A 12791-nucleotide genomic window follows, 5' to 3' on the forward strand; every position below is an offset into this window, starting at 1 on the left:
TCATATTTTACCACTTTTTTGTTTGTTGAGTTGAGCCCATTATCTTACTCCAACTCATCATTTCATTAAAAAATATTTACTTTTCATAAGAAAACATGGTAGTATACTTTTTAAATAGTCACAATTATTACAACAAATAAATAAAAAGTAATAATTATTACATCAAAGAAGAAAAGATAGTAATAAGAAATATATTCCTCTAAAATCATTACCTTTTAGATATCGCTCGGAGATATCTTACTGCTCAATTACTTAAATGCTACAAAGTGACTATAAATCTATTAACTCTAATACTTGTGTTTTGTGTTTTGTTTTTTGAGGACAAATTTTGAAAGCGTTATCGTTTATTTCAAGTAATAATTAATAAATACACCTTTTGGTAAAGGAGTGATTAGCTAAGGGAACAAAAGAATAGAAAAATTTTGTTAAGAATTAAGTAAATATATATTTCGCTAGTGGGGAATTTTGCAGCAGTTCCTTTTTTGTAAACCCTTACAATTGTGGAGGTAAGGGTTTTTAAATAACCATATTAAATTGTAGATAATCAAAAAGGATCCCTAACCGTTTTTTACCAATAAATTATGATGAAAAGCAGCTTTATAATAAAGAAAGATAAATGGATAATTTAATCAAAATTTACAAATATGAGATTAGAGATAAATAAGAGTGAAAATGAAGGAAAGATATAGAGGGGGTATAATATGTTAACACTTCTAGGGTTTTCTATGATTGTGGTATTTATGTATTTAATCATGAGTAAGCGTTTATCTGCCTTCAGTGCATTAACAGTGGTTCCTATTGTTTTTGCTCTATTCGGTGGATTTACGGATTTAGGACCCATGATGATGAAAGGTCTTGAAACCATTGCTCCTACAGCAATTATGATTATTTTTGCCATTCTCTATTTTGGCGTTTTGATTGATACAGGATTATTTGATCCTCTAGTAGCAAGGATTATAAAGATGGTAGGTGGTGACCCTTTAAAAATCGTGATGGGTACTGCTGTTCTATCTTTGATTGTTGCTTTGGATGGTGATGGAACAATTACATATCTAATTGTAGTAACAGCATTTCTTCCACTATACCAACGATTAGGTATGAATAAACTTATTTTGGCCTGTATTCCTGCATTAGCGATGGGCATTATGAATATGTCTCCGTGGGGTGGCCCTGCTGTGCAAGCTACGGCGGCGGTAAAAGCAGATGTAACAGACTTACTGCTACCACTTATTCCTTCTATGATTGCGGGAATGTTATGGGTTATAGCTGTATCCTATTTTCTTGGAAGACGTGAGCGTAAAAGATTAGGAATTATAAATATCGATGCAGCTTTTAGTGAAGAAATTGCTGCTGCTCTTGATGTGGGAATGGATGAGTCCATAAAGCGTCCTAAATTATTTTGGTTTAATTTAATTTTAACCATTTTAGTTCTAACAACTTTAGTTATGGGATTCTTGCCTTTACCAGCTTTATTTATGGTTGCGTTTGCTATTGTAATGATTGTCAATTACCCAAATTTACAAGATCAAAAGGATCGTTTGCATGCTCATGCAGGGAATATATTAACGGTTGTCTCCATGATATTTGCAGCAGGTATATTTACTGGAATTATAGATGGAACTGGCATTGTTAAAGCTATGGCAGATACTTTAATAGCAGTAATTCCAGATGCTCTTGGACCAAAATTAACAGTAATTGTTGCGCTTATAAGTATGCCATTTACTTTTTTTATGGCAAATGCTCCGTTTTATTTTGGGATTATTCCTATTATGTCTGAAACAGCTGCTCACTTTGGAATCCCTTCACTAGAGATTGGTCAAGCTTCCCTATTGGGACAACCTTTGCACCTATTAAGTCCACTTCAAGGCTCTATTTATGTGTTAGTGGGACTCCTAGGGATTGATATAGGTGATCATATTCGCTTTTCTGCAAAGTATGCTATTGGGACAGCCTTAGTTATGACGATTGTTGCTGTGCTTTTTGGAATACCCTCCATATAATTTATTTATAACAACATTAAAAAAAGAGAGAGCTATTCGTTCAAAATAGCTCTCTCCTTTTTTACCCAATTTCGTTAAATCAATAATGATTGGCATTGTGAGAAAATAAATTCTATATAATTTAACGTCAAAATCTTTTTTTATATTCTCGATAAAAACATGTTCTAATGCTTAATATTATAGGGGAAATTCCAATCTCCATACGGTAAATAATGTATTTTTATTTTTTTAACTAATTATAAAAAAGTTGTTGTGTCTGGTTATATTTAATGATATTATAACACTTAAATTAAATAGTATAACACATTTGAAACGATATGGAGGTTTAAGTATGTCACTATTGTTTAGCTAATTAAATGGATAAAGTATCTTTGTACAAGATTTTAATACTGTAATTAAGGGTTAATTAGTTTTCTGTTTTTTTAGGCCAATTCCTTACATATTATATAATCCTCTTGTAAGTTACCAAACGATAGGTAAATAAAGTATTACTAAAGTAATCAGACAATCAACAATAAAAGAATAGGAAGATCTAATATGAATAAGAGGAAAATTGTATATGTAGTTTCTGATTCAGTAGGAGAAACAGCTGATTTGATGGTAAAGGCAGTTTTAACTCAATTTAATGAGGACGATATCGAAATCCAGAATATCTCCTATGTAGAAGATGTTCAAGATATTAATAATATCTTATCTATAGCGAGGTATAGCAATTCCATTATTGCTTATACAATCGTCATTGCATCTTTAAAACAGTATCTTGATCAGAAGGCAAAAGAAGAAGGAATTGTAGCAATTGATTTAATGAACCCTCTTTTGAGTGCTTTTAGCAAAAAATTTAATAAAGAACCCAACTTTCAACCAAGGTTAATGAGGAAGTTGGATGATAACTACTTTCGAAGAGTGGAAGCAGTTGAGTTTGCAGTGAAATATGATGATGGACAAGATATAGGCGGAATTAAAAGGGCTGATATTGTGCTCATTGGTGTTTCTAGAACTTCTAAAACTCCACTTTCTATGTATTTAGCTCATAAGAGATTTAAAGTCGCAAATATACCATTAGTGCCAGAAATAGCGCCTCCTGATGAATTGTTTAGTATTCCAAGAAATAAATGCGTTGGCTTAATCATTACACCAGATAAATTGAATGAAATCCGAAAGGAACGATTAAGGAATTTAGGATTAACATCACAAGCGAACTATGCAAATTTCGAAAGAATTCTTGAGGAATTAGAATATGCTGAGAAGATTATGAAGCGCATAGGTTGTCCAGTCATTAACGTCTCAAATAAGGCAGTGGAAGAAACAGCTGATTTAATCTTAGCCATGCTAAAAAAAGAGAGGAGTTGGATAGGATGAGTAAATTTGTATACATGTTTGACGAAGGTAATGGTGTAAAAAAAGAAATTTTGGGAGGTAAGGGCGCTAATTTGGCAGAAATGACCCGAATTGGACTACCGGTTCCTTATGGATTTACCATTTCAACAGAGGCATGTAATTCATATTATAACGCTGGGAAGTCTATCTCTTCAGAAGTGGAATTTCAGATAGTAGAATCTTTGAAAAAACTCGAAGAAAAAACCAGTAAAAAGCTTGGAGATCCCTCTAACCCTCTACTTGTATCTGTACGTTCTGGTGCCGTACACTCTATGCCAGGAATGATGGATACAGTCTTAAACCTGGGAATGAATGATGAAACGGTAAAAGGAATGGCAGAACTTACAGGAAATCCCCGTTTTGCTTATGATTCATACCGTAGATTTATCCAAATGTTTAGTAATGTTGTTCTACATGTGGATAGCTTTTACTTTGAGCAACTTTTAGAGGAAACTAGGGAAGCAAAGGGCTATGATTCTGATCCTCAAATGAGGGCGGAAGACTGGCAAGAGGTGATTAAAGAGTATAAAAATATTGTCAAAAAGCATGCTAAAAGACCTTTTCCAGAGGATCCAATAGAACAATTATTCCTTTCCATCAGTGCTGTTTTTGATTCTTGGAATAATCAACGTGCTATTGTATACCGTCGTCTTCAAAAAATTCCTGGTCACCTTGGAACAGCAGTGAATATTCAAAGTATGGTTTTTGGAAATATGGGTGATGATTCGGGTACGGGAGTGGCCTTTACGCGTAATCCATCTACTGGAGAGGCAAAACTGTATGGTGAATATTTGATTAATGCTCAGGGAGAAGATGTCGTGGCTGGGATTCGCACTCCTCAGCCAATTGCCACTCTAGAGAATGAGATGCCAGCAGTATACCGACAGTTTATTGATACGTGTAACCTTTTAGAAAAACACTATCAAGACATGCAAGATATTGAGTTTACAGTAGAGCGTGGTCAACTCTTTATTCTTCAAACACGTACCGGTAAAAGAACAGCTGAAGCAGCAATCCGAATAGCTGTTGAATTAGTACAAGAAGGAGTTATTAATAAGAAGGAAGCCCTTCTACGTATAGATCCTGACCAGCTTAATCAGCTGCTTCATCGTCGAATTGACGATTCATACGAACGAAAACAACTAGCTAAAGGACTTCCTGCTTCTCCAGGTGCAGCAACAGGACAAGTAGTATTTAATGCAGACGAAGCTGAGAGATTAGCAAAAGACGGAAAAAAGGTAATTCTTGTCCGACCAGAAACTACGCCTGATGATATTCATGGAATTGTGGCTGCTCAAGCTACTGTCACAAGTCGTGGTGGAATGACAAGCCATGCAGCCGTTGTAGCAAGAGGTATGGGAAAAGCTTGTATTTGTGGCTGTGAAGCATTAAAAATTGATTTAAAATCACAGTATTTTAAAGTCGGAAGTACCACTATAAACCAAGGTGATGTTATTACGATTGACGGTTCAACCGGTGAGATTATGGTTGGGGAGATTCCAATGATTGAGCCCCAACTATCTAATGAGTTTCAAATGTTACTTGCTTGGTCGGATGAGGAAAGAAAGCTGGAGGTAAGAGCAAATGCTGACAATCCGGAAGATGCCAGGAAAGCGCTTGAGTTTGGAGCTGAGGGAATCGGTTTGTGCCGCACGGAACATATGTTTATGGATACAAATCGAATTCTAATTGTTCAAGATATGATACTTGCTGAAACATATGAAGAGCGTGAAAAGGCTCTTAGTAAGCTTCTAGTTATGCAACAAGAAGATTTCGAAGGCATCTTTGAAGCAATGCAGGGTTCTCCCGTAACTATTCGCTTACTAGATCCTCCTCTTCATGAGTTTTTGCCTGATAAGGAAGAACTGCTAGTTGAGGTTACAAAGCTTCAACTGACAAATGGCAATTCTAAAGAATTAATTGATAAGGAACATCTTTTAAGAAAAGTACAGCAACTACATGAATTTAATCCAATGTTAGGACACCGTGGATGTCGATTAGGAATGATTCACCCAGAGATTTATATCATGCAAGCTAAAGCAATTTTCTATGCAATTACAAAAGTTAAACAAAAAGGCATCGATGTAAAGCCAGAAATTATGATTCCTTTGGTTGGTCACGTAAACGAATTGAAGGAAATGCGGCAATTAGTTATGTATGCTGGACTACAAGTTCAAGAGGAGACTTGGCAAGAATATAAGTATCCAATCGGAACTATGATTGAAGTTCCACGGGCAGCCCTAACAGCCGACCAGATTGCTGAAGAAGCAGATTTTTTCTCTTTTGGAACAAATGACTTAACTCAAACTACTTTTGGATATAGCCGTGATGATGCAGAGGGTAAGTTCCTGCAAGCTTACATTGAAAATAAAGTCCTTCCAGAAAATCCATTTGCTTCTCTTGATCAAGAAGGTGTAGGGAAACTTGTAGAAATGAGCGTAAAACTAGGTAGAGAAACAAAAACAGGATTAAAAACAGGAATTTGTGGAGAACACGGTGGAGAAAAAGACTCAATACAATTTTGTCATGATATTGGACTTGATTACGTAAGCTGTTCGCCATACCGTGTGCCTTTAGCACGCCTTGCGGCTGCCCAGGCTAATATTAGGAATAAACAAAAACAGTTTGTAAATGAATTTCAAACTCAAATATAAATCTGAAGCCTTTGCTGTAACAGCGAAGGCTTTTTTTGACGAGTTTCTTCTATTATATAGTATTTTTATCAAGATAAAGATTTAAGTTCCTCTGTTAAAAGCAAAAAAGCTTTTTTATCTTTCTTTTTTAAGGACTGATCAATTTTCTCAAGGATTTTACTTTTTTTGAAATTCTTCTTAATTTGTTCCAAAAACAATTCAGCCAACATTTCATCACGTAAATTTGGATCGACTCGATCCATTTCATTAAGAACATTATTTTCCATAAAACGTCAACCCCTTTATCTTTTCTCTTTTGCAAACAGTATTCCCTTTTGCACTCTTTTTATGCAAGATTGATAGATGAAGTGAGACATAGAATAATATGTAATATGCATGATTACGCTCCTATATTCCTTTTAGATATTTTTCATATGTCTTCAATTAGATAAAAAATATAACTACCTAATTGATTAAAGAGAAAAGATAAAAATTAGCTTTTGAATATTAACGTTTTATTATTTACTCTTATTGACGACAAATAGAGAATTTCACCTCTTGTCATATACCATTCTATCTTCTATTTACTTTTCAAGATTTCTTTATATTCATAATAACTCAAAAGAAAATATATAAACATTTAACCTTTATATATTTTTAATAATGTAATTTTTATTAAAGATATAAAATAAACATATTTTATATAATGAAGTAAATATATAAACTAACTTATAAAAATTATAGTTTTACTATTTACTTCAACTGACGACAAATATCATATTTTTCTACAAAGTATATAATGGGTAACATTATATTGAATGAAATGTTTTGCTATTTACTTTTATTAAAATATAACAATATAAATTATATACATTTCAAAGTTAAAAGGTATTAAGCATTTATTAAATTAATCATTTTAAATTATATTTAATATTTGTTATTTTTATCTAAATTTTCACTTTGGTAAAGATAAGTGTCTCAAGGTACTCAAGTATAAGCTTTCCTTAACTCTAACTAAGAGAATTGTCTGTTTTTCATTTAATTAGTTTAAAAAGGTTAAATTGTATATTTTCAACATAATAAACATAAAAAGCATAATTGGATTTCAAAAGAGTTCTCCTTCCTTTTTACCAACCTTATTAAGTGACAAGTGTGGAAAAGCTATGATATGTTAGCATCTCTACATATTATTTGAAAATAAGAGAGTGTGGTGTTTAAATATGAAGAAAACTGAACTAGTAGATGCCGTTGCAACAAAGTCAGAACTAACGAAACAAGATTCAAAAAAGGCTGTAGATGCGTTGTTTGAAACGATTTCTCATACGCTTGCCAAAGGAGAGAAGATTCAATTAGTTGGGTTTGGTACATTCGAAATACGTGAGCGCGCAGAGCGTACAGGCCGTAACCCTCAAACAGGTGAAGAAATGACGATTCCGGCAACTAAGATACCTGCTTTTAAACCTGGAAAAGAATTAAAAGAAGCTGTTAAATAACATGAACTATAACAACCCTTTAGAGCTTTGACTCAAAAGGGTTGTCTATTTTTACTGCTAGATTATTAATAAGTTGAATGTTGATTTTTTCTCTAAATATGTAATTCAGTTAGTGCTAATACCTATAGGTTTATATTTATTGCTAGTAACTTTATTAAATTTGCAATATGAACAAGCTTATTAATTTATACATGCGAAACAATCAATTCACAGGTTCCACTTATCTCAAAATTTCTTATCTTTGCAGGAAGGATAAAATGGCTACCTTTATTAAAGAAATAGTCTCCTTCTACGCTTCTAAGAGTTCCGTTTCCATTTATTACACTACACAACATAAAGGGTTTGTCCATTGTTAGAGAGGCTGTTCCATCTATTTTCCATTTGTGAACAGAGAAAAATTGATTTTCTATAAAAGTAGTAATGAGTATATCTTTATATTTCGATATTAGGAATTTATTATCTACATCTATGTGAGGAATTGTCGTAACATCTATTGCCTTTTCAAGATGTAATTCGCGTTTTCTTCCATTTTCATCTCTTCGTTCATAATCATAAACGCGGTATGTAGTATCAGAACTTTGTTGTGTTTCAAGTACAACTGTTCCTTCGCATAGAGCGTGGATAGTGCCACTGGGTACATAGAAAAAATCACCTGGTTTCACCTTTACTCGACGAAGTAACTTATCCCAATCCCCGTTTTCAATCATTCTAATGAATTCTTCTTTTGTTTTAGCATTGTGACCGTATATCATCTCAGCACCTTCCTTACAATCGATGATATACCAACACTCTGTTTTCCCTAACTCTCCGTTTTCATATAGATTTGCATAGAGGTTATCAGGATGTACCTGTACAGAAAGATCTTGATTAGCATCTAAAATTTTTGTTAAAAGTGGAAAGGTATCTCCTCCATAGTGATCAAAAACTTCGGGATTTTCTCTCCAAACTTCATTTAAAGTTTTTCCAGAGAAAGGACCATTTTCAACAATAGATGGTCCATTTATATGTGCTGAAATCGCCCAGCATTCACCGGTTCTATCATAAGGGACTTTGTATGCGAATTTATCCTCTAATTCCTTTCCTCCCCAAATTCTTTCTTTGAATATAGGTGCAAAAAATAGTGGTTCAGTCATGATTAATAATCCTCCAGTCTATACAATTTCGCTTAATAGCTTGTATGCTTCTTCTTTTGTTTGAACGGCTAATAACTGCTCTCTATACCTGTCATCCATAAGTTTTCGAGAAAGCATTTGAAGAATTTTCAAGTGTTCATTCTCTTCACTTTCCTTGGGTACAGCAATCATAAATATTAATTTTGCTTCTGTTCCATCAAGACTTTTCCAATCCACACCTGATTGTTTAATTCCAAATACTACACTTGGTTTCTTAACAGAATTCGATTTCCCATGGGGAATAGCAATATTCATGCCAATACCCGTTGTACTTTCTTGCTCACGATTCATAATTGCTTGCTTAAATTCTGCTTCAGAATGCAGAGTTCCTACATGAAGCAACTTTTTTATCATTTCATCAATAATGTCATCACGTGTTTCTCCTGTTAAATTAGTTTCAATAAGTTCTAAGCTTGTAATGTCCGTTAGTTTTTTTATTTCTACATTCTCTACTTGCTTGCTTTCTTTTTGAGTTTCTTGTTGTACGTGGGGCTCTTCTATTGTTGCTGAGACTTCCTTCATTTCTGCCACTTCTGATATATCCAATTTTGAAATATCTTTTTTCAATACATTTACTAAAATGGCAGTTACCATAGAACCGCCAATTACAGCAACAAAGAACATAAATACATTGTCTACTGCTCCTAATACAGCAACAATTGGGCCACCATGCGCTACTCTATCCCCTACATGACCAATCATTGCAATAACAGAACCTGTCATAGAACCAGCCATAACACTTGGAATAACACGGATCGGATCTTGTGCCGCAAATGGAATTGCACCTTCTGTAATACCAAATAGACCCATTGTAAAGGCTGCTTTACCCATTTCTCTTTCTGAAACTTGGAATTTTCCCTTTCTTAAGAACGTAGCAAGTCCCATTCCGATTGGTGGAATACAGATTGCCGCAGCGATTGGACCCATAATCTCATAATTTCCTTCACCGATCATTGCGGAACCGAATAAGAATGCAACCTTATTAACGGGACCACCCATGTCAAAGGAAACCATAGCACCTAAGATCAATGCTAGAAGAATTGAACTAGACCCTTTCATACCTGCTAACCAAGCTGTTAATGAATCAAAAACTTGTGCTACAGGTGCACCAATAATCAACACAAATGCCAGACCTACAATGAGTGAAGCAAATACCGGAATAATGATGATTGGCATAATTGGTTGAATTGCTTTTGGAATTTTTATTTTCTTGATTCCTAATGCTATATAACCAGCTAAGAAACCGGCGATAATTCCCCCAAGGAATCCTGCACCACTTTCACTTCCATAAAAACTTCCTGTAGCTGCAATATATCCGCCAATCATACCAGGAACAAGTCCAGGCTTATCGGCTATGCTATATGCAATATATCCTGCTAAAATTGGAACCATGAATGTAAATGAAGCACCACCAATTTGTTCAATTGTTTTCCAAAAAGACGCGTCTGGAATAACTAAACCCTGGGGTGTTTTCTCACCTCCAAGAGTGACTGCTATCGCAATTAATAATCCGCCAACTACAATAAATGGGACCATAAAAGATACACCATTCATTAGATGCCGATATATCGGATTTTGCTTCTTTTGCTGGTTATTCTCTGCTACAGTTTTTGATTTTGAATGATAGACAGGCACATCACCATTTCTTACTTTCTGAATTAATTCCTCGGGTTTACGGATTCCATCTTGAACCCCAACAACTAAAAGTCTTTTTCCTATAAATCTATCTTTATTTACTGCTCGATCTGCAGCGATAATAATACCATCTGCTTCACGAATATCCTCTTCAGTAAGTTCATTTTCTACCCCTATTCCACCTTGGGTCTCAATTTTCATTTGAATCCCTAATCTATCTGCTGCTTTTTGTAAATTTTCTGCTGCCATATAAGTATGAGCAATTCCATTTGGACATGATGTAATCGCTAACAGTTTCATTATTAGTCCTCCTTAGTTTTTTGTAAGCGCCTACAAATAATATATAACAATGTCATAAGTCCAAAAGTTTAGTTTTTTACCGTAACTTCCGGAAAAATTAATCTTTTACTTTATCAAATAAAAAAAGCAAGGCATCTATGCCTTGCTTTTAATAATGTAGATAAGATAAGAACTTCATTACATTTGTTTCTGTAGTAAGTTTTTGAATAAAGGATGGCTGTTCACTTATAAAAGATAATTCTTGAAATAGTTGCTTTGTCATTTTCTGTTCCTCATTTTTTACAGCCAACATAAATACAAGAGTCACCTTTTCAGTTCCCCAATCAAGTGGCTCTTTTAATGTAGCAATAGCAATTGCTGACTGTTTAATAAATTTAGAGTTTGCATGAGGAATAGCAATACCTGCTCCAATGGTTGTTGCTGACATTTTTTCTCTCATAATGGCATGAACAGCATATTCTTTTTCCACATAACCTTTTTCATATAAGACTTTGGCTAACTTCTCAATTATCATATAACGATGTTCTACATCGTCTTGTAACGAAACTAAAAAAGGCGTTGTATAATCTAGCATAGAAAACGCTGTTTTTTCTTGACGAACTGGTTCATCAAATTGTTTGATGAAATCTTCTAGTTTTTTTTCTTCTGTATATTCCAATAATGGCGATACAATAAGGTGAGGGATTTTCAGCCCCGAGATGGATGTGGTAGAAATAACAAGTTCTACGTCCTGATGTTTTGTTAAATAATCGTCTAAATCATCTTTAGAAATACAGTCCATAACATAAATTTGATGGAATTTCCGTTCAATCTTTGTCCGTAATAACTGTGACATTCCGATTCCCATATGACACACTATGATTACATTCTTTTGCTTCTGCCTATTACTATCCAAACGTTCAATAGATGCTTGAAAATGTAATGTAAGATATGCTGCTTCTTCTTCTGGAATAAAAAGATCAAATAATTGATTAATTTCTCCTAGAACATCAATTACTATATCAAACATGTGGGGATACATCTTTTTAATGTCATTTAGCATTGGGTTTGAGACAGAAAGGTCATAATTAATACGATTTAAAGTTGTATATAAATGTATTTTTAAGCCATTTTTCAAAATTTGATCTTTATTAAAGTCTAGCGCATTTAGCTCTGATACTCGATAAATTAAATGACATAGAATTTTAAAAAGCACTGAATTTTCTTCATTAATTATATCTAAATCCCATGATGCATCATTTTTTGGATAACGAACCTTGCCACCTAATATATGCAATGTTAAATACACTACTTCTTCTTCTGAGAAATGTATAACGAAAAATTTTTCCAATTTCTTAAGAAATTCATATGTCCATTTGTATTCTTTTTTCTTCTGTAGAACAGTTATTTCTCTTTTAGAAATAGAAATAGATTGCTTTAATTTTGTCCTTCGAATCATCATCAGTGTATGTAATAGTAGACTTTCGAGCGTATCATCTGTGAAATATAAAGAATGACGCTTTTGTAATACTTTTAATTCACTTGCTATAAATTCTACCTCATGATACAAAAACTGCTTTTTAATAAATTGATTTGTAATGCTAGGATTATTAATCAAATCTAATATTCTAGTCAATGCTTTTCTTTTATTTTTTTCAGTTCCTTCGATTATTAAACCTATTCTTTGTTTTGAAACTAGTGCTAAACTAAAGCGCCTTAACCATTTTTCAATTTTATTTAAGTCTTTCTTTATTGTAGATCGATTTAAAAAATATTGATCAGCAAATTCTTTTGCTGTAACTGGCTGTACATTCATTAATAAATCATAAGCAATTTGCAGAATTCTTTCTTCATCAGATTGATACTTCGGCTCCTCCTTTACTGTATGGAGCTCATTACATAAACGCACTTTTTCATGTTCCTCTATATCTAAGTAAACACCTAATCCCGGTTTTCGAGTTAGATGAGCATCTGAATAATCATCAAGATAATCTTCAATTATTTTCAAATCATTACGAATCGTTTTTTCAGAGCAATTTACTCTATCCGCAAAATCTTGTACTAATGAATACTTATCAGGTTCAGATAACAACAGATATAAAATTTCTTTTTGCCTTGTGTTCATCAGTTCCACCTGTTTCTTCTATTCTTTTTAACTCCATATATTACTAGGTTTAATTCTTTATTAAAGAGCACTTTAAT

Annotated in this window: 8 protein-coding genes; 4 read left to right on the top strand and 4 right to left on the bottom strand. The window is 33.5% G+C overall.

The genetic code is table 11. The features are described 5' to 3' along the window. Positions 1-701: 701 nt before the first annotated feature. The 3 genes from AC4NPH_RS27650 (at position 702) to ppdK (ending at position 6031) form a co-directional block, all read left to right on the top strand. Entirely contained in the window at positions 702-2000 is a 1299-nt protein-coding gene (locus AC4NPH_RS27650) for a CitMHS family transporter (protein ID WP_098598864.1), read from the top strand. 537 nt (positions 2001-2537) lie between these two features. Continuing rightward, positions 2538-3359 carry a pyruvate, water dikinase regulatory protein gene (locus tag AC4NPH_RS27655; RefSeq protein ID WP_097812900.1) on the top strand — a complete coding sequence of 274 codons (822 nt, stop codon included), beginning with the start codon at positions 2538-2540 and terminating at the stop codon, positions 3357-3359. Then, entirely contained in the window at positions 3356-6031 is a 2676-nt protein-coding gene (gene ppdK, locus AC4NPH_RS27660; RefSeq protein WP_098598865.1) for a pyruvate, phosphate dikinase, read from the top strand. Before AC4NPH_RS27655 ends, ppdK begins: the two co-directional genes overlap by 4 nt. 68 nt (positions 6032-6099) lie before the next feature. On the opposite strand, the gene AC4NPH_RS27665 is transcribed toward ppdK, so the two are convergent. Further along, positions 6100-6297, bottom strand: a complete 198-nt coding sequence (locus AC4NPH_RS27665; RefSeq protein WP_098598866.1) for an IDEAL domain-containing protein — start codon at positions 6295-6297, stop codon at positions 6100-6102. A 933-nt stretch (positions 6298-7230) separates the two neighbouring features. On the opposite strand from AC4NPH_RS27665, the gene AC4NPH_RS27670 reads away from it, so the two are divergent. After that, the gene (locus tag AC4NPH_RS27670) at positions 7231-7503 is read left to right on the top strand and encodes an HU family DNA-binding protein (RefSeq protein ID WP_098315415.1); all 273 of its coding nucleotides are present in this window, start codon (positions 7231-7233) and stop codon (positions 7501-7503) included. Between the two features lie 185 nt (positions 7504-7688). Here the strand turns inward: AC4NPH_RS27670 and manA are convergent, their stop codons facing one another. The 3 genes from manA to AC4NPH_RS27685 all read right to left on the bottom strand — a co-directional run bounded on the left by manA (position 7689) and on the right by AC4NPH_RS27685 (position 12714). Next, the gene (manA, locus tag AC4NPH_RS27675; protein WP_098315416.1) at positions 7689-8636 is read right to left on the bottom strand and encodes a mannose-6-phosphate isomerase, class I; all 948 of its coding nucleotides are present in this window, start codon (positions 8634-8636) and stop codon (positions 7689-7691) included. Between the two features lie 18 nt (positions 8637-8654). Then, positions 8655-10610, bottom strand: a complete 1956-nt coding sequence (locus tag AC4NPH_RS27680; RefSeq protein ID WP_098315417.1) for a PTS fructose transporter subunit IIABC — start codon at positions 10608-10610, stop codon at positions 8655-8657. 148 nt (positions 10611-10758) lie between these two features. Beyond that, positions 10759-12714, bottom strand: coding sequence for a BglG family transcription antiterminator (locus AC4NPH_RS27685; RefSeq protein WP_098598867.1), 1956 nt, complete (start codon positions 12712-12714; stop codon positions 10759-10761). Positions 12715-12791 lie beyond the last annotated feature (77 nt).

The organism is Priestia sp. MDV22-iso46 (assembly GCF_058629175.1).